This is a genomic window from Spirillospora sp. NPDC049024 (assembly GCF_040649235.1).
Taxonomy (GTDB): domain Bacteria; phylum Actinomycetota; class Actinomycetes; order Streptosporangiales; family Streptosporangiaceae; genus Spirillospora.
Window position 1 is genome coordinate 58,814 of the sequence record NZ_JBEZFD010000006.1, and the last position, 24,038, is coordinate 82,851.

The 24,038-nt window shown below is 71.6% G+C and carries 27 protein-coding genes; 23 read left to right on the forward strand and 4 right to left on the reverse strand.

Annotation, left to right across the window (positions count from 1 at the left end; all coding sequences use genetic code 11):
• Positions 1-148 precede the first annotated feature (148 nt).
• The 6 genes from AB0C21_RS12650 to AB0C21_RS12675 all read left to right on the forward strand — a co-directional run bounded on the left by AB0C21_RS12650 (position 149) and on the right by AB0C21_RS12675 (position 6,058).
• Positions 149-1,531, forward strand: coding sequence for a sensor histidine kinase (locus AB0C21_RS12650; RefSeq protein ID WP_500204147.1), 1,383 nt, complete (start codon positions 149-151; stop codon positions 1,529-1,531).
• Between the two features lie 40 nt (positions 1,532-1,571).
• Positions 1,572-2,219, forward strand: a complete 648-nt coding sequence (locus AB0C21_RS12655; protein WP_500204148.1) for a response regulator transcription factor — start codon at positions 1,572-1,574, stop codon at positions 2,217-2,219.
• A gap of 538 nt (positions 2,220-2,757) precedes the next feature.
• The gene (gene rpmE / locus AB0C21_RS12660; RefSeq protein ID WP_149259382.1) at positions 2,758-2,976 is read left to right on the forward strand and encodes a 50S ribosomal protein L31; all 219 of its coding nucleotides are present in this window, start codon (positions 2,758-2,760) and stop codon (positions 2,974-2,976) included.
• Positions 2,977-3,091: 115 nt separating this feature from the next.
• A complete protein-coding gene (prfA, locus tag AB0C21_RS12665) occupies positions 3,092-4,156 on the forward strand; it encodes a peptide chain release factor 1 (RefSeq protein ID WP_500204149.1) in 1,065 nt (354 codons plus the stop codon).
• A gap of 109 nt (positions 4,157-4,265) precedes the next feature.
• Positions 4,266-5,126 carry a peptide chain release factor N(5)-glutamine methyltransferase gene (prmC, locus tag AB0C21_RS12670; protein WP_149259384.1) on the forward strand — a complete coding sequence of 287 codons (861 nt, stop codon included), beginning with the start codon at positions 4,266-4,268 and terminating at the stop codon, positions 5,124-5,126.
• Between the two features lie 116 nt (positions 5,127-5,242).
• On the forward strand, positions 5,243-6,058 hold the full coding sequence (locus tag AB0C21_RS12675; protein ID WP_500204150.1) for an L-threonylcarbamoyladenylate synthase: 816 nt from the start codon (positions 5,243-5,245) through the stop codon (positions 6,056-6,058).
• Between the two features lie 18 nt (positions 6,059-6,076).
• Here AB0C21_RS12675 and AB0C21_RS12680 read toward each other — a convergent pair whose 3' ends face one another.
• Positions 6,077-6,646, reverse strand: a complete 570-nt coding sequence (locus tag AB0C21_RS12680; protein WP_500204151.1) for a dihydrofolate reductase family protein — start codon at positions 6,644-6,646, stop codon at positions 6,077-6,079.
• A 158-nt stretch (positions 6,647-6,804) separates the two neighbouring features.
• Positions 6,805-7,275 carry a hypothetical protein gene (locus AB0C21_RS12685; protein ID WP_500204152.1) on the reverse strand — a complete coding sequence of 157 codons (471 nt, stop codon included), beginning with the start codon at positions 7,273-7,275 and terminating at the stop codon, positions 6,805-6,807.
• Positions 7,276-7,497: 222 nt separating this feature from the next.
• Between AB0C21_RS12685 and AB0C21_RS12690 the strand changes: the two genes are divergently transcribed.
• From AB0C21_RS12690 to AB0C21_RS12720, 7 genes are all read left to right on the forward strand, one after another.
• Positions 7,498-7,863 (forward strand): PadR family transcriptional regulator, encoded by a 366-nt coding sequence (locus AB0C21_RS12690; protein WP_353817326.1) that lies wholly within the window; start codon positions 7,498-7,500, stop codon positions 7,861-7,863.
• Positions 7,860-8,549, forward strand: coding sequence for a hypothetical protein (locus AB0C21_RS12695; protein WP_500204153.1), 690 nt, complete (start codon positions 7,860-7,862; stop codon positions 8,547-8,549). Before AB0C21_RS12690 ends, AB0C21_RS12695 begins: the two co-directional genes overlap by 4 nt.
• Positions 8,550-8,678: 129 nt before the next feature.
• Positions 8,679-9,347, forward strand: coding sequence for an ABC transporter ATP-binding protein (locus AB0C21_RS12700; RefSeq protein ID WP_500204154.1), 669 nt, complete (start codon positions 8,679-8,681; stop codon positions 9,345-9,347).
• On the forward strand, positions 9,344-11,515 hold the full coding sequence (locus AB0C21_RS12705) for a hypothetical protein (RefSeq protein WP_500204155.1): 2,172 nt from the start codon (positions 9,344-9,346) through the stop codon (positions 11,513-11,515). The genes AB0C21_RS12700 and AB0C21_RS12705 overlap by 4 nt, the downstream gene beginning before the upstream one ends.
• A gap of 64 nt (positions 11,516-11,579) precedes the next feature.
• Positions 11,580-12,296, forward strand: a complete 717-nt coding sequence (locus tag AB0C21_RS12710; RefSeq protein ID WP_500204156.1) for an AfsR/SARP family transcriptional regulator — start codon at positions 11,580-11,582, stop codon at positions 12,294-12,296.
• A gap of 78 nt (positions 12,297-12,374) precedes the next feature.
• The gene (locus AB0C21_RS12715; protein WP_500204157.1) at positions 12,375-12,875 is read left to right on the forward strand and encodes an RNA polymerase sigma factor; all 501 of its coding nucleotides are present in this window, start codon (positions 12,375-12,377) and stop codon (positions 12,873-12,875) included.
• Positions 12,872-14,050 carry a hypothetical protein gene (locus AB0C21_RS12720; protein WP_500204158.1) on the forward strand — a complete coding sequence of 393 codons (1,179 nt, stop codon included), beginning with the start codon at positions 12,872-12,874 and terminating at the stop codon, positions 14,048-14,050. The genes AB0C21_RS12715 and AB0C21_RS12720 overlap by 4 nt, the downstream gene beginning before the upstream one ends.
• 91 nt (positions 14,051-14,141) lie before the next feature.
• Here AB0C21_RS12720 and AB0C21_RS12725 read toward each other — a convergent pair whose 3' ends face one another.
• Positions 14,142-14,522 carry a hypothetical protein gene (locus tag AB0C21_RS12725; RefSeq protein WP_500204159.1) on the reverse strand — a complete coding sequence of 127 codons (381 nt, stop codon included), beginning with the start codon at positions 14,520-14,522 and terminating at the stop codon, positions 14,142-14,144.
• Between the two features lie 286 nt (positions 14,523-14,808).
• Here AB0C21_RS12725 and AB0C21_RS12730 point away from each other — a divergent pair, with 286 nt between their 5' ends.
• Together AB0C21_RS12730 and AB0C21_RS12735 are read left to right on the forward strand one after the other, a co-directional pair.
• On the forward strand, positions 14,809-16,029 hold the full coding sequence (locus AB0C21_RS12730) for a DUF2207 domain-containing protein (protein WP_500204160.1): 1,221 nt from the start codon (positions 14,809-14,811) through the stop codon (positions 16,027-16,029).
• 33 nt (positions 16,030-16,062) lie between these two features.
• Complete coding sequence (locus AB0C21_RS12735; protein ID WP_500204161.1) at positions 16,063-17,226, forward strand: MraY family glycosyltransferase; 1,164 nt, start codon at positions 16,063-16,065, stop codon at positions 17,224-17,226.
• Positions 17,227-17,308: 82 nt separating this feature from the next.
• On the opposite strand, the gene AB0C21_RS12740 is transcribed toward AB0C21_RS12735, so the two are convergent.
• Positions 17,309-17,785 carry a hypothetical protein gene (locus tag AB0C21_RS12740; protein ID WP_500204162.1) on the reverse strand — a complete coding sequence of 159 codons (477 nt, stop codon included), beginning with the start codon at positions 17,783-17,785 and terminating at the stop codon, positions 17,309-17,311.
• A gap of 349 nt (positions 17,786-18,134) precedes the next feature.
• On the opposite strand from AB0C21_RS12740, the gene AB0C21_RS12745 reads away from it, so the two are divergent.
• The 8 genes from AB0C21_RS12745 to AB0C21_RS12780 all read left to right on the forward strand — a co-directional run bounded on the left by AB0C21_RS12745 (position 18,135) and on the right by AB0C21_RS12780 (position 24,036).
• Positions 18,135-18,551, forward strand: coding sequence for a Cg1360 family ATP-synthase-associated protein (locus tag AB0C21_RS12745; RefSeq protein WP_149259390.1), 417 nt, complete (start codon positions 18,135-18,137; stop codon positions 18,549-18,551).
• Positions 18,552-18,638: 87 nt separating this feature from the next.
• Entirely contained in the window at positions 18,639-18,863 is a 225-nt protein-coding gene (locus tag AB0C21_RS12750; RefSeq protein ID WP_500204163.1) for a hypothetical protein, read from the forward strand.
• Positions 18,864-18,924: 61 nt separating this feature from the next.
• Complete coding sequence (gene atpB, locus AB0C21_RS12755; protein WP_500204164.1) at positions 18,925-19,716, forward strand: F0F1 ATP synthase subunit A; 792 nt, start codon at positions 18,925-18,927, stop codon at positions 19,714-19,716.
• A 103-nt stretch (positions 19,717-19,819) separates the two neighbouring features.
• Positions 19,820-20,050, forward strand: coding sequence for an ATP synthase F0 subunit C (gene atpE, locus AB0C21_RS12760; protein ID WP_179846409.1), 231 nt, complete (start codon positions 19,820-19,822; stop codon positions 20,048-20,050).
• Positions 20,051-20,082: 32 nt separating this feature from the next.
• On the forward strand, positions 20,083-20,640 hold the full coding sequence (locus AB0C21_RS12765; protein ID WP_149259394.1) for a F0F1 ATP synthase subunit B: 558 nt from the start codon (positions 20,083-20,085) through the stop codon (positions 20,638-20,640).
• Entirely contained in the window at positions 20,637-21,458 is an 822-nt protein-coding gene (locus AB0C21_RS12770) for a F0F1 ATP synthase subunit delta (RefSeq protein ID WP_149259395.1), read from the forward strand. The genes AB0C21_RS12765 and AB0C21_RS12770 overlap by 4 nt, the downstream gene beginning before the upstream one ends.
• 41 nt (positions 21,459-21,499) lie before the next feature.
• A complete protein-coding gene (atpA, locus tag AB0C21_RS12775; RefSeq protein ID WP_500204165.1) occupies positions 21,500-23,134 on the forward strand; it encodes a F0F1 ATP synthase subunit alpha in 1,635 nt (544 codons plus the stop codon).
• A gap of 5 nt (positions 23,135-23,139) precedes the next feature.
• The gene (locus AB0C21_RS12780; RefSeq protein ID WP_500204166.1) at positions 23,140-24,036 is read left to right on the forward strand and encodes a F0F1 ATP synthase subunit gamma; all 897 of its coding nucleotides are present in this window, start codon (positions 23,140-23,142) and stop codon (positions 24,034-24,036) included.
• Positions 24,037-24,038 lie beyond the last annotated feature (2 nt).

Here is a 24,038-nt window from a genome sequence, read left to right on the forward strand (position 1 = left end):
CAAGGTGGGGTTAGCCCCACCTCCGATCCGGCGGAGCGCGTCATGGTCGCCCCGTCCTCGGCCAGGCACGCTTGTCCTGTCAGTCGGAAACGGGCACACGCAGGCGAGCACGGGCCCACGTAGGTCGGAGCGAGCACGGAGGGACGACGTGGGCGAGTCGAGCAAGGACCCGGACGGAGCGGGCGGCGCAGTCCGGTGGGTCGCGGCGCGATGGGCGACGGCGACGCGCGCCGGCGGGGAGCCGGTGTCCGTCATGAACCGCCCCTGGCATCCGCTCGCGATGGTCACGTCGTCGCTGACCTGGCGCTCGGCGCTGTACCTGGCCGTCAGCCTGGCCTTCGGGCTGGGCTGGTTCGTCGTCCTGGCCGTCGGGCTGGCCCTGTCGGTCGGGCTGCTGATCATATGGGTGGGCGTCCCGCTGCTGGCGCTGCTGATGGTCGCGTGGCGGTTCGGCGCGGTGCTGGAGCGGCGGCTCGTCCGGGCGGCGTTCGGCGTCCGGATCCCGAGCCCGTACCGGCCCCTGCCCGCCGGGCGCAACCCGCTGGCCAAGCTCAGGCGGATGGCGGCGGACCCGGCGACCTGGAAGGACCTCCTCTACCTCGCGGTGCTGCTCCCGATCACGATGTTCGAGTTCGTCGTGTCCGCGGCGGTGTGGGCCGGGGCGGGCACGCTGCTGTTCCTCCCGGTGGTCGTGGCGGTGAGCGGCGGCGCCGAGGTCAACTTCGGGGTCTCGTACTGGGCGGGCAACCCGGTCGAGGCGCTGCCGGTGTCGGTCGTCGGCCTGGGGTTCCTCGTCCTCGCGATGTACGTGACGCGGGCGATGGCGATGGGGCACGCCGCGTTCGCCGCGCTGATGCTCGGCCCGAGCCCGTCCCAGACCGAGAACGCCGCGCTGCGCGAGCGGACCGAGCACCTGCGGGCCAGCCGCGCCCGCGGGGTGGACGCGGCCGAGTTCGAGCGGCGCCGCATCGAGCGGGACCTGCACGACGGGGCGCAGCAGCGGCTGCTGGCGGTGGCGATGGACATCGGCCGCGCCCGCGCCAAGCTCGACGAGGACCCCGAGGGCGCGCGGGCGCTGATCGAGCAGGCCCACGCGGGCACCAAGGAGGCGATCTCCGAGCTGCGCGACCTCGCCCGCGGGATCTACCCGGCGATCCTCACCGACCGCGGCCTGGACCCGGCGCTGTCCGGGCTCGCCGGGCGCGCCCCCGTGCCCGTCGAGGTGGAGGTCGACCTGCCCGAGCGCCCGCCCGCGGCGGTCGAGAGCATCGCCTACTTCATCGTCGCCGAGTCGCTGGCCAACATCGCCAAGTACGCCCGCGCGACCCGCGCGACCGTCCGCGTGACCCGCGAGGACCGCCTGGTGGTCGTCGAGGTGGCCGACGACGGGGTGGGCGGCGCGGTCGCGCGGCCGGACGGCGGCCTCGCCGGGCTGGCCGACCGGGCGGCGACGATCGACGGCACGCTGACCGTGGACAGCCCGCCCGGCGGCCCCACGACCGTGCGCGCCGAACTGCCCTGCACGTGGTGATCCCGGCGCGCGGCGGCGCCGCGGGCCCGATAATGGCCGGATGCGGGTAGTGATCGCCGAGGACTCGGTGCTGCTGCGGGAAGGGCTCGTCCGGCTGCTCGGCGACGCCGGGATCGAGACGGTGGCGACCGTGGGGGACGGGCCGGGGCTGCTCGGCATCGTCGAGGAGCACTCTCCGGACCTCGCCATCGTGGACGTCCGGATGCCGCCCTCGTTCACCGACGAGGGGCTGCGCGCGGCCCTCGCCGTCCGGGAGCGCCGTCCGGGCACGCCGATCCTCGTCCTGTCCCAGTACGTGGAGGAGCGCTACGCCACGGACCTCATCGGCGGCGGCGCGCAGGGCGTCGGCTACCTGCTGAAGGAGCGGGTGTCGGACGTCGAGGAGTTCATCGACGCGGTCCGCCGCATCGCCGCCGGCGGCACGGTCATCGACCCGGAGGTGATCGGCCAGCTGCTCGGCCGCCACCGCACCGGCGACCCGCTGGAGGCGCTGACCCCGCGCGAGCGCGAGGTGCTCGGCCTGATGGCGCAGGGCCGCTCGAACGGCGCCATCGCCGCGGCCCTCGTCGTCACCGAGGGCGCCGTGGAGAAGCACATCTCCAACATCTTCATGAAACTGAACCTGCAACCCGCCCAAGGCGGCCACCGCCGAGTCATGGCCGTACTCGCCTACCTAGGACGGGGCTAGCCCAGCCCAGGACACGCGGGTCGAGCGGCCGGAAGGCGCTCTATCTGACGCGCCACGTGACGCTCTTGGACGTGCCACCCCATCACGCTCTTGGAGTGGACCTGAGCCGGGGCGCGGGTCGGAGGGCCGGAAGGCGCTCTATCTGACGTGCCACGTGACGCTCTTGGGCGGGCCACGCTCTGGCGCTCTTGGAGTGGACCTGAGCCGGGGCGCGGGTCGGGCGGCCGGAAGGCGCTCTAGCGCCTGGAGGCCGCACGACCCGCCGAGCCGGGCGACCGCAGCGCCACGTAGCCAACCCGCACGGGCACAGAAACCCGCACCGTGGCGTGAGGATCGCCCGGCTCGTAACGGGGGTTCCAGGGGGTCGCCCCCCTGGGCCAGCACTGATCGGGAATGACCGGTGACCTCGCCACGTTCGGGTATCTGGCACACTTGGTGTGCAACCGCTGCGGTACCGGTTCACGCCTCCCACATCTGCCCCTTGGCATCGCCATGCGGGCCGGGGGCGCCCGGCGACCGCCCGAAGCGAGGAGAACCCATGAAGCCCGACATCCACCCGGACTACGTCGTCACCACCGTGACGTGTACGTGCGGCAACACCTTCGAGACCCGCAGCACCGCCGCGAACGGCGTGATCCACGCGGACGTGTGCTCGAACTGCCACCCGTTCTACACGGGCAAGCAGAAGATCCTCGACACCGGCGGCCGGGTCGCGCGCTTCGAGCAGCGCTTCGGCAAGAAGAAGGCCGGCAAGTAGGACGATCCGCACCGCGGACATCAGGGACGGCCCGGGGACTCTCCAGGTCCCCGGGCCGTCCGAAATCGGCGATCGGGGGCGGCCGCCCCCGTGCCGCGACGGGCCAGGACTGAGCGTGAATCTCGACGATCTGATCAGCGAATACGCGGGCATCGAGGAACGCCTCGCCGACCCGTCCGTCCATGCCGACCAGGCCCTGGCGCGCAAGCTCGGCAAGCGCTACGCGGAGCTGCGGCCGATCGTCGAGACGCACCGCGAGCTGGCCGCGACCGAGGACGACCTCGCCGCCGCCCGCGAGCTGGGCGGCGAGGACGCCGCCTTCGCGGCCGAGGCCGAGGAGCTCGGCAAGCGCCGCGAGGAGCTGGAGGAGCGGCTGCGGCGGCTGCTCGTCCCGCGCGACCCGAACGACGCCAAGGACGTCATCCTCGAGGTCAAGGCCGGTGAGGGCGGCGAGGAGTCGGCGCTGTTCGCCGGCGACCTGCTGCGGATGTACCTCCGCTACGCCGAGCGCGTCGGCTGGAAGACCGAGATCCTCGACTCCCACCCCTCCGACCTCGGCGGCTACAAGGACGTCACGGTCGCGGTGAAGGCCAAGGGGGCCCAGGAGGAGGGCGTCTGGACGCGGCTCAAGTTCGAGGGCGGCGTCCACCGGGTGCAGCGGGTGCCCGCGACCGAGTCGCAGGGCCGCATCCACACCAGCGCCGTCGGCGTCCTGGTGACGCCCGAGGCCGAGGACGTCGAAGTCCAGGTCGACCCCAACGACCTGCGCATCGACGTCTACCGCTCGTCCGGGCCGGGTGGGCAGAGCGTCAACACGACCGACTCCGCCGTCCGCATCACGCACCTGCCGACCGGCGTCGTCGTCTCCTGCCAGAACGAGAAGAGCCAGCTCCAGAACAAGGAGCAGGCGCTGCGCATCCTGCGGTCCCGGCTGCTGGCGATGGCGCAGGAGGAGGCCGACGCCGCCGCCTCGGCCGAGCGCAAGAGCCAGGTCCGCACGGTGGACCGCTCCGAGCGGGTGCGCACCTACAACTACCCGGAGAACCGGATCTCCGACCACCGGGTCGGTTACAAGGCCTACAACCTCGACCAGGTGCTGGACGGCGACCTCCACAACGTCACGCAGGCGCTTGTCGATGCGGAGATGGAACGTCGGCTGGCCGAAGCCCAGAAATCATGAGCGCAGCGAATCGGGGGGTGCGGGGGGTCGTCCCCCCTCGGGGAGCAAGAGTCATGAGCGCAGCGAATCGGGGGGCGTGGGGGGTCGTCCCCCCTCGAAAGACAGGATCATGAACCTGCTGCTCGACGAGATCGCCAGGGCCACCGCCCGGCTCGCCGACGCGGGCGCCGCCTCGCCCCGCGCCGACGCCGAGGAGCTCGCCGCGGCCGTGCACCGGGTGCGGCGTTCGGAGCTGCACGGCGTCCCCGACAGCGCCTTCGACGCCCGGTTCTGGGAGTTCGTCGCGCGCCGCGAGGCGGGGGAGCCGCTGCAGCACATCACCGGCCGCGCGTTCTTCCGCTACCTGGAGCTGAAGGTCGGGCCCGGTGTGTTCGTGCCGCGCCCGGAGACCGAGGTGATGGTCGGCTGGGCGCTGGAGACGCTGCGCGACATGGACGTCCGCGACCCCCTCGTGGTCGACCTCGGTACCGGGTCCGCCGCGATCGCGCTGTCCATCGCACTGGAGGCCCCGCGCGCCCGCGTCCACGCCGTGGAGAAGGACCCGACGGCCTTCGTCCACGCCACCCGCAACGTGGAGGAGCTCGACGAGCGCGGCCGCGTCCGGCTGCATCTGGACGACTTCGCCACCGCCCTCACCGAGCTGGACGGCACCGTCGACCTCGTCGTCAGCAACCCGCCGTACATCCCGATGAGCGAGTGGGAGTACGTCCCCCGCGACGTCCGCGACCACGACCCCGCCGATGCCCTGTGGGGCGGCGGCGACGACGGCCTGGACGCGATCCGCATCGTGGAGCGCACTGCCCGCCGCCTGCTGCGCCCCGGCGGCTACGTGGCCGTCGAGCACAGCGACCTGCAGGGCAACGGCGTCTACTGGATCTTCGCGGAGGAGAACGGCTGGCGGGACGTGCGCAACCGCCGCGACCTGGCCAACCGGGACCGCTTCGTCACCGCCCGCCTGGCCGCCGACTAGCCCCGCTATCCTGGGCGGTGCCATACCGGCGAGCGCTGTGACGTACCGGCTGTGAAGTGCCGGAAGAGCGCTGCGCGGGACCGGACGAGCGCGTGCAGATGGGAAGACGGGCGACCGTGAGCCGACGTTACGACTGCTCTCAGCCGATGGAGCGCACCCGGGGGATCGCCGAGGCCTTCTCGGCCGTCCGGCGCGGCGAGCTGATCGTCATGCCGACCGACACCGTGTACGGCGTCGGCGTGGACGCGTTCATGCCGCCCGCCGTGACCGCCCTCCTGGACGCCAAGGGCCGAGGCCGCGAGATGCCGCCGCCGGTGCTGGTCGGCTCCGTCCGCGCCGCGACGGCCCTGGTGGAGGACCTCGGCACCTACGGGCAGGACCTCATCGACGAGTTCTGGCCGGGCGCGCTGACCCTCGTGTGCCGCGCCAACCCCAGCCTCATGTGGGACCTCGGCGAGACCAAGGGCACCGTCGCCATCCGGATGCCGATGCACGAGCTGGCCGTCGAGCTGCTCAAGGAGACGGGCCCTCTCGCGGTGAGCAGCGCGAACCTGTCGGGCCGCCCCGCCGCCCGCACGGTCGACGAGGCCGAGAAGATGCTCGGCGACTCGGTCGCGGTGTACCTGGACGGAGGCCAGTCCGGCCACGCCGACCCGTCCACGATCATCGACCTGACCGGCCCCGTCCCGCGCCTCCTGCGCGCCGGCGCCGTTCCGGAGGACAAGATCCGCGCCGTGGTGGGCGTCCTCCTCACCGAAGAGGACGAGCCCGACGAGCCCGCAGAGGTCCCCTCCGCCGCCGAGGAAACCAAGCCTTCCCTAACCAAGGACGAGCCCCCGAAGGCCTCCCACGAGCCTTCTGAGACTTCCCAAGAGGCGTCTGAGGCCACGACCAAGCCTTCCCTGCGCAAGGACGACTCCAGCACCGACTAGCCCAGGGGCCGCGGCCCGCTACTTCACGACACGGAACCGCAGGTGCGTGACCTCCTCGGAGGCGATCACGTCCGTGCGCTCCAGCTCGATGTGTCCCAGGTCGTCAAAGAGCCGGGTTCCCGCGCCCAGCACGACCGGCACCAGGTTGATCTGCAACTCGTCCAGCAGCCCGTCGCGCAGGAACCGCCGTCCCGTCCGGGCTCCCATCACGACCACGTCCTTGTCGCCGGCCGCTTCTTGGGCGGCCTTGAGCGCAGCGTCGATGCCATCGGTGACGAAGGTGAACGAGGCGCTCTTCATGACGAGTTCGTCGCGGGCCTCGCGGGTGGGGACGAAGGTCGGCACCGGGTACGGGGTGTCCTCCCAGTGGGGAAGGCCGACGTCGAACGTGCGCTTGCCGAGGACGACCGCGCCCACCGAGGCGTTCATCGCGGCGACGACCTCCTTGTCGCGCGGGTCGGGCCGGTCGGTGAACATCCACTCGTGCAGCCGCATGCCGCCCCTGCCCATGGCATGCTCCGCGCAGACGTCCGGGCCGGCGACGACGCCGTCCAACGACATGCTCTTGTACAGGACCACGGTGCCCATCGAGACCTCCTGAACGTTGCCGATCGGGAGGTGGACCGCCCGGCGTCCCAGAACTCATCGTCCGAGATCCGCGGAATCCCGACCGGGCGGAGCAGCGGCCGGCGGCGCCCGGAACCGGGCGTTCGCCTTGCGGCGAACGCCCGGTCGCGAGTTCCGGATCAGCTCCAGTGCGACGCGCACTTGGTCTTGCGCCAGTCGCTGACGCAGGCCTTGAACCAGTACTTGTAGCCGGTCTCGGTCTCTCCCCAGCTCTCCTTCTTGCCGGGCTTGCTGCCGTCGATCCAGTCGAGGTACCCCGTGCGGACCACCTTGCTGGGGGTCACGACGTGGACCTTCACGCCAGCGGACTTGTGGTCGCCCTTGGTGTCGTACATCATCCCCGACGCCTTGATCTTGTAGCCGCTCCAGCAGATCTTGCCGGTGACCTTGGCTCCGGTGACCGTGCTCGTCGCCGTGCGGCAGCGCCATCCCCGCTGCTGGAGCGCGACGGGCGCCGACGCCGCCGCGGGCCCGCCCGCGGAGGAGAACTGCTCGGTGTCGGCGGACGCGGCGGGCGCTGTCGCCGTCAGGGTGCTCGTGAGCACCGCGCCCAGGACCGCCCCGGCCCCCGCAAGCATGGTGATACGCATGGATGCTACCTCTCTGGCATTTGGCTTCTCTTGCGCAAAGGCCATCAAGAGGGCGTCTTCGCGGTGTCTCCGGAACGTCTCCGGACCGTTCGACCGACGGTGGGGGCGGTCCGTCCCGGCCGCACTGACCGGCGGTTCTGATTCCCGTGCGCGAAATCCGCGACCCCTGTGCACCGCGCACTATCTTGCAACGCAAGGGTATGGCCCACTAGCATGCGGTGCATGACAGTGGATGTCGACCGGCGCAGGAGCCAGTGGCTGCGCGGCGTCCTCGACCTGTGCCTGCTCGCCGTGCTCGCCGACGAGCCGGCGTACGGCTACGAGATGGTGCAGCGGCTCGCCGCGGCCGGGCTGGACGCGGTCGCCGAGGGGTCGATCTACCCGGCCCTCGGCCGGCTGCAGCGCGAGGGCCTCGTGGAGTCGTACCTGGTGGAGAGCGCCGGCGGGCCGGCCCGCAAGTACTACCGGCCGACGGAGGACGGAGCCGGCGCGCTGGCCGTCTGGTCCAGGGAGTGGGGCCTGCTCGCCGAAGGGGTCTCCGCCGTCCTCGCCGGTTCGCCGAGCAGGGAGAAGGGGGTCGTGCGATGACCGAGAGGGTCGTCAGGCAGTGCACGCGCACATGGCGCCGCATCGGCGTGTCGCGGGAGGACTGCGCGGACATGGCGGCCGAACTCGAAGCGGACCTGTCGGCCGCCCGGGCGGACGGCCGCGACCCCCAGTCCTATGTCGGCGGCGACCCGGCCGGTTTCGCCCGCGCGTGGGCGTCCGAACGCGGTGCCGTTCCGCTCCGCCACCGCGCGGGACGCCTCATGGCCGCGACCACGGCCGGTCTGCTGCCGGGCGCGTTCGCCGAGTTGTTCATGGTGTTCGGCCTGTCCAGCGACGAGATGGCCCACGTCCTCGGCAGGGAGAGCGCCGTGGACGTGCCGACGTGGCTCGCCCTCGCCCTCTACGCGGTCACCGCGGTCTCCGCCTGGGCCGGCGCCCTCGCGGCGGCCTCGGCGGTGCTGAGGTTCCATGCCGACGCGGCGCGGCAGGCGACCGTCCGGGTGCTCGCCGTGCTGGTTCCGGCCGCCGGGCTCGCCGCGGCGGGCGGGACGGCGCTGCTCGCCCGCCTGGACGGATACCCGTACGGCCCGATCGTGGTGGCCGAGATGACGGTTCCGCTGGCGATCGTGGTGGGAACCGTCGGCGTGGCCCGCGTGGTCATCGTGCGCCGGCTCCGCTCGCCGATGGAGGCGGCCGATTCTTCCCAGCGCATGCTGCCCGTCTGACCTGAGGTGGGAGACGCCCCGGCGACGCCTTGGCGACGTCCCGGAGATGGCCTGGAGAGCGGACGCTGTGGAACAAGTCGGGCTACCGTCCCGGCCGGCCCGGCTTCCCGCCTGGTGAGGAGAAGAGTCGTGACCAGTCGCGCTCCAGCGCTGCGCATCGAAGGACTGCGGTATGCGCTCAAGGACCGGGTCCTCCTGGACGGCCTGGGCGTCGAGGTTCCGAGCGGAAGCTCGCTCGCGGTGACAGGGCCGAGTGGAAGCGGCAAGTCCACCCTGCTGATGTGTGCGCTGGGACTGGTCAAGCCGGACGCCGGGACGGTCACGGTCGCAGGCGGCGACGTGACACGGATGTCGGCCCGGGCCCTGGCCGCCCATCGCCGGCACATCGGCGTCGTCTTCCAGTTCGGTGAGCTGCTCCCCGAGTTGTCGCCGCTGGAGAACGTCGCGATCGCCGCGCTCCTCGCGGGGGTCGACCGCCGAAAGGCCTACGGTTCGGCGCGGGAGCTGCTGCGGTGGCTCGGCGTGCCGCTCCAGGGGACGACGGGACTGCTGTCGGGTGGGGAGCGGCAGCGCACCGCGGTCGCCCGGGCCCTGGTCACCGAGCCGGCCGTCGTCCTCGCGGACGAGCCCACCGGCGCGCTGGACCACCGGTCGCGCGACACCGTCGCCGACATCCTCTTCGACGTGCCCCGCAGGCGCGGATGCGCGCTCGTCGTCGCGACGCACGACCCGGTGATGGCGGGGCGGGCGGACGTGCGGGTGTCGCTGGACGCGGGCCGTCTGGTGGAGCGGCCGTGAGCGGGCGGGGCGGGCCGCGGCTGGCGGGGCGGCTGCTGAGGATCGGCTGGGCGGCGGGCCGGGCGGCCCGGGGCGGCCGGGTGCGGTTCGCCGCGCTGACCCTCGCCTCGCTGGTGCTGACGGTCGGCCTGCTGGCGCTGGCCTGCACGGCGGCCGTCTACGACGGGCGCGAGAGACGGGACCTCGCGCGCAGCCCGCTCCAGGCCGAATCCGGTACGCCCGCCGCCGCGCTGTGGGGGGAGGCGGGCGACACGCTCGGCGGCACTCCGGTGACGATCGTCCAGGTCGTTCCGCTGGACGCGACCGCGCCGCCGCCGCCCGGCCTGACCCGCTGGCCCGGTCCCGGGGAGGTGTTCCTGTCGCCCGCCCTGGCCGACCGTCCGGCGGCCGAGCACATCAGGACGCGCTACGGCCGGTACGCCGGCCGGGTCGGTGCCACGGGGCTCGGCTCCCCGTCCGAACTGTTCGCCTACGTGCGACCCGCGAACGCCGACCCGGAGGGAGACGGCTGGCTCAAGATCGCCGGGTTCGGCGGGCGCACCTGGTCGCCGCTGGGCGAGCGCCTGAACGCGTGGCCGCTGGCGCAGGTGCTGGCGACCGTCGGCGGCCTGGCGGGGCTGCCGTGCCTGGCGCTGGTCGTGGTCGCGGCACGCTGCGGTTCGGCCGCCCGCGACCGCCGCGGCGCGCTGCTGGAGACGCTGGGAGCCGGGTGGCGGCATCGGGCGCTGGTGACGATCGGGGAGGCGTCGCCTCCGGCGCTGCTCGGCGTGCTGGCGGGCGGGGCGCTGCTCGTCCCGATGATGGCCTCGGACGTTCCGCTGCCGGTCACGGGCTACGTCGTGGGCGCGTCCGACATCCGGGCCTGGGCGTGGGCCGTCCCGCTCGTGCTCGTCACCGCGTTCCTCGCCGTCCTGCTGCTGGCCGTGGGCCTGCACAGGGTGGACCGCACCGGGCGTGCGACGCGCCCGCGAAGCTTCGCCTCGCGGGTGCCGACGTGGCGGCTCGCCGCCTTCGCCGCGTCGGTGGCCTGCATCGTCGTGAGCGGCGGCGTTCCGGGGACGACCGGCCTCATGCTCTACATCGCCGCCACGGTCGCGATGTGGGCCGCGCTGCCGTCCGTCGCGGCCGCGCTGAGCCGCCGGTCCGGCGGCCGGCTCGCCGCGGCCGGCCTGCGTCGCGGGCGGGTGGAGCGGCTGATCGCCGGGCGGTGGCTCGCCGCGCACCCCGGCGTGATCGTCCGGCTGGCCACCGCGCTCGTGATCGGGCTGGGGCTGATCACCCAGGTCCAGGTGTGGACGAGCCGTCTCAACGAGCCCGCGCGTGCCGCCGTCGAGACCTCCCGGCGGGTAGGGGACCAGGTCCTCATCGTCGACCTCGACGGCACGAGCCGGGCCCAGGAGCAGCGGTTCCTGCGGGCCGTGCCGCAGGGCTTCCGGACGTTGCGGCTGACCGGCGGGGAAGGGCGGCCCCTCACGCTGACCGGAACGTGCGCGGCCTTGACGAGCATGCGGCTGGACTGCGGGGCCGGAGCCCGGCCGGCGTCCCTGACCAACGGTGACGCCCGGATCCGGGAACTCGTCCGCTGGCGGGCCGAGGACGACCGGGGGCTGCCGGTCAAGGCCGTGTCCGATGCCGACGATGCGAGGACGCACGGCGGCTCCCTGGTCCTGATCGGCTCCCGGCGGGGCGAGGGATGGCGGGTCCAGCAGCTCTCGTTCGCCGTCCTCGGCGTGCCCGCGGACGGGCTCGGCATCGAGTACGGCGGCGCGGCCGCGTCGCTCAGCCGGCTCGGCGGCTGGGTGGTGCTGTTCGGCGGCGCGGGAATCCTCGTCCTGCTGCTGGCGGCGGCGACGAGCGCGGCGGCGGAGTTCCTGGGCTTCGGGACGGCGCTGAGCCCGCTCGCCGTGCAGACGGACCGGCGATCGGTCTACCTGCGGGTGGCGCTCTGGAACCTCACCGTGCCGCTGTGGCTGGCGACGCTCGTCGGCGGCCTGGTCACCGCGTGGCACGGCATGTTCTTCATCGCCCAGGTGCAGGAGGGCCGGTTCTCGTGGGCGGCCCTCGGCGGAGCCATGGCGGCCGCCGCGGCGCTGGCCCTGGGGGTCGGCGTGGTCGGCGGCGTCGGTGCCGTCCGGGCCGCGCGTTCGTGGCGGCCGGTGAACGACTGAGAAATGAGTGAGATCCGCTGCCGGACGCGAGCAGCAGACGGGGCCCGTCACGCATCAACAGGGTATGCATGATGATCGGAATGATGACGCCGGGCTCCGTCTGCTTCCGTCCTTCCGCTGCGTGCTGGGCGGACGGGAGGTCTCCCTGTCCCAGGCGCTGTGCCGCCTGCTCGTCACCGTGGCGCTGGAGCCGGGCGGTCTCGCCCGGGAGTCGCTGCACGGGAGGCTGTGGCCGGATACGCCGCCGGCCGAGGCGGGCAAGCGGCTGAGGCAGGCGCTGTGGCGGGTCCGGCGGGACACGGGGGCGCGGATCCTGGCCGTGACGTCCGCCCATGTCGCGCTCGTCTCGGCCGTGGACGTCGACCTGCACCGGGCCGAAGGCCTGGCCCGCCAGGTCGCGGGGGGAGGCTCGCCGGCCGTGGGTTCGGCGGACGTGCGGCTGCTGGGCAGCGAACTCCTCCCCTCCTGGCCGGACGAGGACGTGCGCTCGGCGCGGGACCGCTGGGACCGGCTGCGGCTGCTGGCCCTGGAACGGCTCGCCGAGCAGGCCCTGGCGAACGGGGACGTCGCGGCGGCGATCGAGCTGGCGGAGCTGGCCGCCCGGGCCGACCGGTTGGCCGAGGCTCCGCACCGGATCACGGCCGCCGCGCACCTGATGCGAGGCGACCACGTGGCCGCCTGGCGGGTCTACACGCGCTACCAGGGGCTTCTCGTCGAGGAGTTGGGGATCGAGCCCAGCCCCGGTTTCCGGAGCCTTGTGGAACGGCGAGCGTTCGTGTGACCGGTGCCCCTTACCGGCCGTCAGGTCCCGCGTGTCCGTGCCGGGAACGGCGCGAGATCTTGGCTAGTATCGCGCCCCGTGGTCACCCCCCGGACCCGCGATCTCGTCGCGCTGTATGAGGAGCATCAGCTCCGTCTCGTGCGGATGGCGGTCCTGCTGGTCGGGGACGAGGCCACCGCCGAGGACGTGGTGCAGGACGTCTTCCTGCGCTTACAGGACAGGTCCCCTCGGCTGGACGACGAGGGGAAGCTGCTCGCCTACGTCCGCGCCGCGGTGCTGAACGGCTGCCGAATGGTCCTGCGCCGCCGCAGGACGATGTGGCGGCACACCGAGCCGTACGAGCCGCCGGTCTGGTCGGCCGAGTCCGCGGCGATGCTCGGCGAGGACCGCCGGGAGGTCATGCGGGCCCTCCAGCGCCTGCCGCGCCGCCAACGCGAAGCGGTCGTCCTGCGCTACTACCTCGACCTCAGCGACGATGAGGTCTCTGCGGCCATGGGCATCCGGCCGGCGACGGTACGGTCCACGATGGCCAGAGCGCTCGCCGCCCTGGCCAGGGAGCTGGGGGAGGAGGTGCCATGAGCGGCCTGGAGGACCGCCTGCGCGACGCGCTGAACGCCTCGGCCGGCATGGTCGACGCGGACACGCCGCGGCCCTTCCCCGAGCGCCGGGCTCAGGCGCCCCGCCCCGCCCCGCTGCGGCGGTGGGTGGTCCCGGTCTGCGCGGTGCTGGCCGTCCTCGCCCTGGCCGCCGGGATCGTCGGCGTCCGGAAGATGATGGAGCCCGACCGGCGCCTCCAGAAGGTCCCGACGATGCCCCGCTTCTACTTCGCCAGCTACCTGGCCGGCGGCGGGGACCCCTCCCGCGTCGAGGTCCGCGAGTCCCGCACCGGCCGCCTGCTGGACGCGAAGGCCGCCCCCAAGGGAACGAACTTCCTCGACCTGGCGGCCGCCGGAGACGGCCGGACGCTTTTCGCGTTCGCGAAACGACGCGGACGCGGGCCGTGCGTGAGCACCATCCGCCGGCTCTCGCTCAACGACCGCGGGAAGATCGTCGAAAATCGTGTGATGCCGGGTCCGGCCATCGCCGGCGCTCCCGTCGGGAGCGGTTCACTCGCCGTCAGCGCCGATGGCCGCCGGCTGGCCTACAGCGTCGAGTCGTGCGCGCCGAAACCGAAGCCGGAGGGGGTGGGCACGGGCGCACGCGTAGGGATCCTCGATGCGGCGACCGGAGCGCGGAAAGAGTGGCGGGAGTCGGATGATGCCGCCGACCAGCGGCTCGCCTGGTCGGGGCTGGGTGATCGCCTGTTCTTCGTTCGGCTGCGGTACACGGGTGTCGGCACGGCGATCCAAGAACTGCGCTCGTTGCAGGCCGGCGGCGAGGGCGGGCGCGTGACGTCGGGGCGCCTGCTCCGCAGGATCCCTTCGCCGCGAGCGTTCGACGGCGTGGCCGTCTCCGGGGACGGTCGGCGGGTCTTCGTGACCGAATCGTCTGTCGGATCCGCCGCCACCGGATCCGGCGAACCCGCCGACACGAATTCCGGGAGCGGTTCCACCGTGCTGGAACTCTCGGCCGACGACGGCAGGGTGCTGACGTCGATCAGGCGGAAGAGTTCCTTCTTCGCGGGGACCCCCATATTGAAGGGCGACCCTTCAGGACGATATCTGCTGACCGACATCGGACTGGTGGATCTCGGTAAGCCGGAAGGAGCGTCCAGGTTCGAAGTCGGAGAGGGCTTCTACGACCTGGACTGGTGAGCACGGGGTCGGCGGCGAGGCCGGCCCCGGAAAGCGCAAAGGCCCCGCCGGGCCGGGCGGGGCCTGTGTCGTCAGGCGGAAGAGCCGCGGATCAGAAGATCTTCCTGCCCTTGCCGTAGTAGTACTTGCCGGTCTTCTTGTTCCGGCCGCACTCCTGGACCCACATGTGGCTGCCGTAGGTCGACTTCACGCTGATCTTGACCTTCGCGTTGCCGTCGAAGTTGTAGCGCGTGCCGTCGGGCGCCACACCAATGATCTTGAAGCGCGACCAGTACACCTTGGAGCCCTCGGTGAACTTGAAGCGCACGCAGGCGGTCCAGCCGTTCTTCTTGTCGTCGGCCAGGTAGCCGGTGACGTAGGTGTTGCCGCTGGCCCGCTTGTAGGAGCCCCAGGCGGCCACGTGGCTGTAGGAGTTGTACGGCCTCCAGCTGCCGGTGGCGGCGGCTTCGGCGGGGGCACCGACAGCGGCCATGCCGGCCATCAGGGTGCCGGCGGTCAGGGCTACTGCAGCGAATCGCCGCATAGGTCCCTCCAGGCTCGGTTTGGGGGTTAGCGAGCGATAACTTAGCAGCCCTCTACCAGTGATTTTCCGCAGGTGCGCGCAACTGACCAGGGCAGGACGAATCAGGCGCCGGGGCGAACCGATCCGGCGCTGGACGCGTCCAAGGGGCCGCTGATCGCCGTGCCGGGAGACAAGCGTCACCCTGCGGGGCGTACCGGGGCCGTTACGGCGACACGATCACGGCAACGGTGGAAGCATGCCTGACGTGCGTGGCCGTGTCCGGGGCCCCGCGACCATCGCGGGGGTGCTGCCGTCCCTCGTGCTGCCCTGTCTCGTACTGCCCTGTCTGGTGCTGCGCCGCCTCGTGCTGCGCTGCCTGGTGCCGGCGTCTCTCGTGCTGTTCTGCCTCGCACTCGCGCCGGCCGCCCACGCCGCGGGGCCGACGGGCGGCGACCCCGCGCCCGGGGGGTCGGCGGGCGTGCCGCCCCCCGAGCCGGCCTTCCGCGGCGAGAGCATCCCGGTCTTCGACGTCGTCCTCACGATCGGCGCCGACGGCGTGCTGTACGTGCGGGAGACGATCACCTACGACTTCGACCAGGCGGGGGAGCACGGGATCGTCCGGCACGTGCCGTTCCGCCGCGGCGACCGCCTCTACGAGGTGGGCAACGTCAGCAGCAGCTCGTCCACCGGCGCCCCGGCCCGCGTCCGCACGGCCCGCTTCCTGCACGACGTGCAGATCAGCGTCGGCGACCGGCACCGCGAGGTCCGCGGCCGCCAGGCGTACGTGATCGAGTACGAGGTGCGCCGCGCGTTCACCCCCCGCGCCGACCACGACGAGCTGATGTGGGACGCGATCGGGACGAGCTGGGACGTGCCGATCGGGAACGCGGCCGTCCGGGTCCAGGCGCCCGTGCCGCTGCGGCACGCGACCTGCCGGGCGGGCGCGCCCGGCATGACGACCCGGTGCCTGCGCGACCGCGACGGCCCCTACGCCATCGACTTCGTCCAGAACGCGCTCGCCCCGCACGAGGGGATGCGGATCCGGGTCCGGCTGCCCAAGCACGCGATCGCCGTCCCGCCGCCGCGGTACGTCCCGCCGCGGTGGACGGGCGGCTGGACGGGCACCGCCGTGCTGGCCCTCGCGGTCGCCGCCGTGCCCCTGCTGGCGCGCCGTCCGGCGCCCCGGCGGCGGATCGGCGCCGGCCTGCTCGCCGCCGGGGCGCTGCTCGTCGTCGCGGACGCCGGGGACGACGTCGCGGCGCTAGGCCCGTGGGCGTTCTCGCTGGGCGACCGGTGCCTCGCCGGGCTGGCGCTCATGATCGTCGGCGCCGGGATCGTGTGCGTCCACGACACCCGTACCGCCCGATATGCCGCGGACCACCGCCCGGGAGGACTACAGTTGGTCGGTCTCGACGTGAACCGATCGTCCCGGCGGGTCGTCTACCCAGGTGAACTCCGCCCAGGACGGGGCACGTAGGCATGGTCGACCGGCGAAGGGAGGCGCAGGGGAGTGCGGGAGTACCTGCTGACGATCCTTGTCGCCGCTCTCGTCGCCTACCTGCTGACCCCCTCGGTGCGCCGGTTCGCCGTGTGGTTCGGCGCCCAGGCCGTCCCCCGCGACCGCGACGTGCACGTGATCCCGACGCCCCGGCTGGGCGGCCTCGCGATGTTCGGCGGGATGGTGGCCGCGCTGGTGGTCGCGACGGGGCTGCCGGAGATGCGCAAGGTCCTCGGCGACGGCGGGATCAGCGTCAGCAAGGCGCTGCTGCTGTCGGGCGGGCTGATCGTGCTGATCGGCATCGTCGACGACCGCTGGGAGGTCGACCCGCTCACCAAGTTCGCCGGGCAGGTCGCGGCCGCCGGGATCTTCATCATGCAGGGCATCCAGATCTACGTGATCCCGCTGCCGACCGGCGACTCGCTGTCGCTGCCGCCCGCCTACGGGGTGCCGCTGACCGTCTTCGTCGTGGTCGCCACGATCAACGCGGTCAACTTCATCGACGGCCTTGACGGCCTCGCCGCCGGCGTCGTCGGGATCGCCGCGCTGGCGCTGTTCTCGTACGCCTACCTGCTGTCGCGGACGAACGGGCTGACCACGCTGACCGCCGCGACCCTCATCGCCGCGGTGCTGTTCGGCATGTGCGCGGGTTTCCTGCCGCACAACTTCAGCCCGGCGAAGATCTTCATGGGGGACACCGGCTCGATGCTGATCGGGCTGCTGCTCAGCGCCTCCACCATCATGCTGACCGGGCAGTTCGACCCGGCCATCCTCGCCAACGGGCTGTTCCCGTTCTTCGTCCCGGTGCTGCTGATCCCGGCGGTCGCGGCGGTGCCGTTCATGGACATGCTGCTCGCGGTGTGGCGGCGCACCAACCAGGGCCGGTCGCCTTTCTCGCCGGACAAGCAACACCTGCACCACCGGTTGCTGCAGCTCGGCCACTCCACCCGCCGCGCCGTGCTGATCATGTACTTCTGGGTCGGGCTGCTGGCCTCCGGGCTGGTCGGCCTCGCGCTGTTCGACGCCGCCTGGATCACCCTCGGCGTCACCCTGCTGGTGGCGGTCGCGGGCGTGGTGCTGATGTTCCGCATCCCCGGCCGCCGCAAGGCCGCCCGGGCGAAGGCCGCCCCGGGCGCCGGCGACCAGCCCGCCGAGCAGCCGTCGATGCCCGTCTGACCCGTGCTCGATGAGCGTCGGGCCCGGCGCCCGGCAAGGGCGCCGGGCCGGGGTCACACCGGGGTCAGACTGCTCGTGAGGCTCACCTCCACCTGCCGTCGCACGAGGTCTTCATTGTGTTCCGCGTGCAGGCTTTGATGTAGTACCGGCTCGCCTTGGCCTGGTAGTCGCTCCACTTCTGGCTCTTGCCGGGCTTACTGTTCTTGATGCAGGCGCGCATCGTCGTTCGGGTCACGTTCTTGACGTAGTGCACCTTGACGCAGGCCGAGCGGTGGTCGCCCTTGGTGTCGTACATGACGCCGGTGACCCACACCTTCTTGCCGCTCCAGCAGATGCGGGCGGTCACGGTCGATCCGGTGATCTTGCTCTTGGCGTTGCGGCAGGTCGTACTGGCCGTGGCGGTCGGCGCGGCGTGGGCCGGGGCGGCCGCCGCGGCCCGCGGAGCCGGCATGTCCGGCGTCGCTGCCGAGGCGGAAGCCGAGGTCCCGGTGCCGATGGCAGCGATCGTGCCCGCGGCCATCGCCGCGACGGCCAGTCTCCTGGTCTTTACCTGGGGCATGAAGCCTCCTCCTGTCGAGATCCGCGTACGCGGGGCCCGGTTGAGCCGCCTTCCACGGAAGCGGACGCGCGTCGCCGCGGCGTCGTCGGAGGGTCTCGAGCGGGTCTGCCGGTTCGTCTCCGATGCAGGTGGGCGAGGTGCACGTAGACGAAACCGGCCGATGCTCGGGGGCGTGGACGTGCCTGGGCACGGTGCGGGCTCGGCTACAGTCCCTGGTGCGGGTGTTGCGCGGAGTAGCGCCGCGAGCGCCGGATCGCATTACCTCTAGGGTAATTGTGGACATTCCGGACGCTTGTGATACCTTTCACGAACAAGCGACGAACACTTACCGTGACCAGCCGGAGCCCTCATGCATACCTCCGACGCCCGGATGCTCCGCGGCGCCGCGATCCCGACGTCGGTCGTCGGGGTGGGCGCCGTGGTGATCGGCCTGCTGACCGCCGGCGCCAAGGGCGCCCTCGCGGCGGCACTGGCCTCCGTCGTGGTGGTCGCCTTCTTCTCGGTCAGCGCCCTGGTGCTCTCCTGGGCCTCCCGGCTGTCGGCGCAGACCATGATGCTGGCCGCCCTCGCCAGCTACGCGGTGAAGATCCTCGCGGTGATGGTGCTGGTCACGGCCATCGACGGCGTGTCGATCTTCGACACGCAGGTCTTCGGCTGGACGGTCATCGGGCTCGCGCTGCTCTGGATCGGAGCCGAGTTCCGAGTCGTCCTGCAGCGGAGGCCCTACATTGACGACCCCGAGAACGTCCTGGACCGGAGTCCGTGATGATGCGCCCGCGGACGGTGCCGGCCCTCATGACGGACTACTCCAATATGACCACCGCAGGCATGGCCTGCTATCGTCCGGAGCGCGATGAGCGAGCAGAAACGCCGGCCGGAGGACGGCCAGCGGGAATTCGCCGACGCCGCTTGGTCCGTGCCCAGCTACCTCCTCTCCGGGATGCTCATCTGGGGCGGTCTCGGGTGGCTGCTGTCCAAGTGGACGCACCAGGACTGGCTGATCCCGGTCGGCCTGGTCATCGGCGTTGTGCTCGCCGTCTACCTGGTCTACGTGAAGTTCGGTCGCGACTCCTCCTGAGCGGCCCCGCCGCCGAGGAAGCCTTCGTGAAACATCACCACATTGATGAAGGGAACGCCGCGTGAACGCGCTGACGGTCCTCGCCTCCGGCGGAGATGAGTTCCAGGCCCCCGGCCCGGAGCTGTTCGACTTCCCGCCCCTGTTCGCCGGCGGCCCCGCTTGGCTCACCAAGCCCGTCGTCTTCGCGGTCGTCGGGTCGCTGGTGGTCTGCGTCTTCTTCTGGAGCGCCTTCGCCAAGCCGAAGCTCGTGCCGCGGGGCGTGCAGAACCTCGGTGAGGTCGGCTACATGTTCGTGCGGGACGAGATCGCCCGCCCGTTCCTCGGCAAGAAGACCGACCAGTGGATGCCGCTGCTGATGTCGATGTTCTTCCTGATCTGGATCTGGAACATCTTCGCGGTCGTCCCGGTCATCCAGTTCCCGATCGCCTCGCACATCGCGTTCCCGATCGTGCTGGCGCTCTTCGTCTACATCCTCAAGGTCTACCTCGGCCTGCGGCACCAGGGGATCCGGTACTTCACCAACATGATCCCCAGCGGCCTGCCGTGGCCGGTCTACATCCTGCTGGTGCCGATCGAGTACCTCTCGACCTTCGTCCTGGCCCCGTTCACCCACGCGGTCCGGCTCTTCGCCAACATGTTCGCGGGCCACACGATCCTGGCGTTCTTCAGCCTGGTCGGCTTCTGGTTCATCTTCGAGAAGCCCACGGTCGCGGGGTTCGGTGTCGGCATCATCGGCGTGCTCGTCACCATCGCCATGACGGCGCTGGAACTGCTGATCCAGTTCCTGCAGGCGTTCCTGTTCACCATGCTGGCCGCCATGTACATCCAGAGCGGCCTGGAAGCCGACCACTGAGACCGCGGGGCACGCGACGCCCCCGGCTCCGCGGACCCCATCGGACAACCTCGTAAGCCCAGACCGGCGGAGCTCCCGCCGGCCGACAGAAAAGGGAAAGAACATGGGAGACCTCGCTGCCCTCAGCGGTAACGTCACCTCGATCGGTTACGGCCTCGCGGCGATCGGCCCGGGCATCGGCGTCGGCATCATCTTCGGCCAGGGCGTGAACGCCATCGCCCGCCAGCCCGAGCTGACCGGTGTCATCCGCACCAACATGCTGCTGGGCTTCGTCCTTACCGAGGCGCTCGCCCTGATCGGCCTGGTCGCGCCGTTCATCTTCAAGAACATCTGAGCGCCGTCCGAACCTGAGGAAGGGCTGCAGACATGATCACAGCAGCTTCCGTCCTGGCGGCGGAGAGCAACAACCCTCTCATTCCGCACCCGTTCGAGCTGGTCGTCGGCATCTTCTCGTTCCTGGTCGTCCTGATCTTCCTCGGCAAGATCCTCACGCCGCGCATCCAGAAGACGCTGGAGGAGCGGACCGAGGCGATCGAGGGCGGTCTCGTCCGGGCCGAGGAGGCGCAGAAGGAGGCTCAGCAGGTCCTCGAGCAGTACAAGGCCCAGCAGAAGGCGGCCGCGCTCGAGGCGTCCAACGAGCGGCGCAAGGCCGAGGAACAGGGCGCGCAGATCATCGCCCAGGCCAAGGAGCAGGCCCAGGTCGAGGCGCGCCGCATCGTCGAGAACGCCAAGGCCCAGATCGAGGCCGAGCGGCAGCAGGCGCTGCAGTCGCTCCGCGCCGAGATCGGCGCCATGTCGGTCGAGCTCGCCGGACGCGTCGTGGGCGAGTCCCTTGAGGACAGCGCGCGGCAGAGCCGGGTCGTCGACCGGTTCCTCGAGGAGCTCGAGGAACGCGCTCGCACCCAGGAGCAGATCACATCATGACCATCACGGGAGCGGTGAGCAGGGCGTCGCTGGCCGAGGCCAAGGAGCGGCTGGAGGCCGTGATCCCCTCCGCCGACCTGGCGCGGCTCGGCGGCGACCTGTTCGCGGTGCTGCACCTGATCGACCGCGAGCACGGCCTGCGGCGGGCGGTCTCCGACCCGTCGCGGGACGGTGCCGAGAAGGCGCAGCTCGTCCAGATCCTGCTGGAGGGCAAGGTGTCGCCGGCCGCTCTCGGGCTGGTCGCCGACGTCGTCCGGCTGCGCTGGTCGACGCCGTCGGAGCTGACGGACGCGGTGGAGATCCTCGCGGTCACCGCCGAGTCCGCCCGCGCCGAGGCGGACGGGAGGATCGACGACCTGGAGGACGAGCTGTTCCGCTTCTCCCGGGTCGTCGAGGGGGAGCCGGACCTGCGCGGCGCCCTCGCCAACCCGGGCCTGCCGGGCGAGAACAAGCTCGGCCTGGTCAACGCGCTGGTGGAGGGCAAGGTCACCGACGCGACGCTGACGCTCGTCACCGAGCTAGTGCTGCGCCCGCGAGGACGTAGCCTGGAAGGTGGGCTCGCCGAGTACGGCAGGCTCGTCGCCCAGCGTCGGCAGCGGCTGGTGGCCCTGGTCCGCACGCCGGTCCCGCTGTCGGCGGAGCAGCGGACGCGGCTCGCCGCGGTGCTCGCCGCCGCCTACGGGCACGAAGTACACCTGAACATCGAGCTCGACCCCACCGCGATCGGCGGCCTGTCGGTCCAGATCGGGGACGAGATCATCGACGGCACGATCGCCGGACGGCTGGACGACGTCCGCCGGCGGCTCGGCACCGGCTGACCCGCCGGTTGGCTGACCCCATAGGGAGCAAGAGAGGAATCATGGCGGAGCTGACGATCCGTCCGGATGAGATCCGGAACGCGCTGGAGCGCTTCGTCCAGTCGTACGAGCCCGAGGCCGCCGCGCGCGAAGAGGTCGGCACCGTCGTCGATTCCGGCGACGGTATCGCCCACGTCGAGGGCCTGCCCTCCGCGATGGCGAACGAACTCCTTGAGTTCGAGGACGGTACCCGTGGCCTGGCTCTGAACCTGGACGTGCGTGAGATCGGCGCCGTTGTCCTTGGCGACTTCAGCAAGATCGAAGAGGGCCAGAAGGTCCGCCGGACCGGGGAGGTCCTCTCGGTCCCCGTCGGCGACGGCTTCCTTGGCCGCGTCGTGGACGCGCTGGGCAACCCCCTGGACGGCAAGGGCCCGATCGAGACGACCGAGCGCCGCGCGCTCGAGCTGCAGGCCCCCACGGTCGTGCAGCGGCAGTCGGTGAGCGAGCCGCTGCAGACCGGCATCAAGGCCATCGACGCGATGACGCCGATCGGCCGCGGCCAGCGGCAGCTCATCATCGGTGACCGGCAGACCGGCAAGACGACGGTCGCCGTGGACACCATCATCAACCAGAAGGAGAACTGGGAGTCGGGCGACGAGAAGAAGCAGGTCCGCTGCGTCTACGTCGCCATCGGCCAGAAGGGCTCCACGATCGCCAACGTGCGGCGCTCCCTCGAGGAGGCCGGCGCGCTGGAGTACACCACGATCGTGGCGGCTCCCGCCTCCGAGCCCGCGGGCTACAAGTACATCGCCCCCTACACCGGGTCCGCGATCGGCCAGCACTGGATGTACCAGGGCAAGCACGTCCTGATCATCTTCGACGACCTGTCGAAGCAGGCCGAGGCCTACCGCGCGGTGTCGCTGCTGCTGCGCCGCCCGCCGGGCCGCGAGGCGTACCCCGGTGACGTCTTCTACCTGCACTCGCGCCTGCTGGAGCGCTGCGCGAAGCTGTCGGACGACATGGGCGGCGGTTCGATGACGGGTCTGCCGATCATCGAGACCAAGGGCAACGACGTGTCGGCCTACATCCCGACGAACGTCATCTCGATCACCGACGGGCAGTGCTTCCTGGAGACGGACCTGTTCAACCAGGGCGTCCGGCCGGCGATCAACGTCGGCATCTCGGTCTCCCGGGTCGGCGGCGACGCGCAGATCAAGGCGATGAAGACGGTCGCCGGCACGCTGCGCCTCGCGCTGTCGCAGTTCCGCGACCTGGAGGCGTTCGCCGCGTTCGCGTCCGACCTGGACGCCGCGTCGCGCGCGCAGCTGGAGCGCGGCGCCCGGCTGGTCGAGCTGCTGAAGCAGCCGCAGGGCAGCCCGTTCCCGGTCGAGCAGGAGGTCGTGTCCGTGTGGGCGGGCACCTCCGGCGAGCTGGACGACGTCCCGGTGGCCGACATCCGCCGCTTCGAGCGCGAGTTCCTCGACTACATGGAGCGCGAGGAGGGCGGCCTGCTGACCTCCATCCGGGAGACCGGCAAGCTGTCCGACGACGGCCTCACCGCCCTCAAGAACGCCATCACGGAGTTCAAGAGGGGCTTCCAGACGAGCGAGGGCGAGCTGCTCGCCGAGGAGCACGTCGAGGCGCTCGACGAAGAGGACGTCAAGCAGGAGACGATCACCCGCGTCAAGAAGGACTGACGGCCATGGCCGCACAGCTTCGTCAACTCCGGCAGAAGATCAAGACGGTCAAGTCGACCGCCAAGATCACTCGTGCCCAGGAGATGATCGCCACGTCGCGGATCGTCAAGGCCCAGCAGGCGGTGGCGGCCTCCAAGCCGTACGCCGACCAGATCACGCAGGCCCTGACCGCGCTGGTGAGCCACAACGTGGGGATCGACCATCCGCTGCTGAACGAGCAGCCGGCCGACAACCGCAGCGCCGTGCTGGTCATCACCAGTGACCGCGGGTTCTGCGGCGCCTACAACGCCAACGTCATCCGCGAGGCGGAGTCGTTGATCAGGGCGCTGCGGGACCAGGGCCGCGAGCCGGTCCCCTACGTCGTCGGCAACAAGGGCATCACCTGGTACCGGTTCCGGGGCCGGGACGTCGCCGAGACCTGGAGCGGGTTCAGCGACCGCCCCCACTTCGGCAACGCCGAGGAGATCGGGCGGCGGCTGGCGGCGGACTTCCTCAAGACCGACGCCGAGGGCGGGGTCGGGGAGATCCACGTGGTCTACACCGAGTTCGTCTCGATGCTGACCCAGGCCGTCCGGGTCACCCGGCTGATGCCGCTGGAGATCGAGGAGGCCGAGTCCTCCAAGGTCCCGCCGGCGTACGAGTTCGAGCCGTCCGCCAAGGCCGCGCTCGACCTGCTCCTGCCGAACTACATCGAGAGCCGCATCTTCCACATGCTGCTGCAGTCGGCGGCGTCCTTCCAGGCGTCCGTCCGGCGGGCCATGAAGTCGGCGACCGACAATGCCAACGAACTGCTCGGGGTCTACACGCGCCAGATGAACCAGGCGCGGCAGGCCGCGATCACCCAGGAAATCAGCGAGATCGTCGGTGGCGCTGACGCGCTCGCCGAGTCTGGCGGGGAGTGAGA

Coding starts and splice junctions, on each gene's coding strand:
- AB0C21_RS12680 (WP_500204151.1), bottom strand. CDS start 6,646: ATGGGCACCGTGGTCCTGTACAAGAGCATGTCGTTGGACGGCGTCGTC.
- atpA (WP_500204165.1), top strand. CDS start 21,500: ATGGCGGAGCTGACGATCCGTCCGGATGAGATCCGGAACGCGCTGGAG.
- rpmE (WP_149259382.1), top strand. CDS start 2,758: ATGAAGCCCGACATCCACCCGGACTACGTCGTCACCACCGTGACGTGT.
- AB0C21_RS12765 (WP_149259394.1), top strand. CDS start 20,083: ATGATCACAGCAGCTTCCGTCCTGGCGGCGGAGAGCAACAACCCTCTC.
- AB0C21_RS12780 (WP_500204166.1), top strand. CDS start 23,140: ATGGCCGCACAGCTTCGTCAACTCCGGCAGAAGATCAAGACGGTCAAG.
- AB0C21_RS12750 (WP_500204163.1), top strand. CDS start 18,639: ATGAGCGAGCAGAAACGCCGGCCGGAGGACGGCCAGCGGGAATTCGCC.
- prmC (WP_149259384.1), top strand. CDS start 4,266: ATGAACCTGCTGCTCGACGAGATCGCCAGGGCCACCGCCCGGCTCGCC.
- AB0C21_RS12690 (WP_353817326.1), top strand. CDS start 7,498: ATGACAGTGGATGTCGACCGGCGCAGGAGCCAGTGGCTGCGCGGCGTC.
- atpE (WP_179846409.1), top strand. CDS start 19,820: ATGGGAGACCTCGCTGCCCTCAGCGGTAACGTCACCTCGATCGGTTAC.
- AB0C21_RS12770 (WP_149259395.1), top strand. CDS start 20,637: ATGACCATCACGGGAGCGGTGAGCAGGGCGTCGCTGGCCGAGGCCAAG.
- AB0C21_RS12740 (WP_500204162.1), bottom strand. CDS start 17,785: ATGCCCCAGGTAAAGACCAGGAGACTGGCCGTCGCGGCGATGGCCGCG.
- AB0C21_RS12745 (WP_149259390.1), top strand. CDS start 18,135: ATGCATACCTCCGACGCCCGGATGCTCCGCGGCGCCGCGATCCCGACG.
- AB0C21_RS12695 (WP_500204153.1), top strand. CDS start 7,860: ATGACCGAGAGGGTCGTCAGGCAGTGCACGCGCACATGGCGCCGCATC.
- AB0C21_RS12710 (WP_500204156.1), top strand. CDS start 11,580: ATGCATGATGATCGGAATGATGACGCCGGGCTCCGTCTGCTTCCGTCC.
- AB0C21_RS12730 (WP_500204160.1), top strand. CDS start 14,809: ATGCCTGACGTGCGTGGCCGTGTCCGGGGCCCCGCGACCATCGCGGGG.
- AB0C21_RS12685 (WP_500204152.1), bottom strand. CDS start 7,275: ATGCGTATCACCATGCTTGCGGGGGCCGGGGCGGTCCTGGGCGCGGTG.
- AB0C21_RS12720 (WP_500204158.1), top strand. CDS start 12,872: ATGAGCGGCCTGGAGGACCGCCTGCGCGACGCGCTGAACGCCTCGGCC.
- AB0C21_RS12725 (WP_500204159.1), bottom strand. CDS start 14,522: ATGGCCGCTGTCGGTGCCCCCGCCGAAGCCGCCGCCACCGGCAGCTGG.
- AB0C21_RS12655 (WP_500204148.1), top strand. CDS start 1,572: ATGCGGGTAGTGATCGCCGAGGACTCGGTGCTGCTGCGGGAAGGGCTC.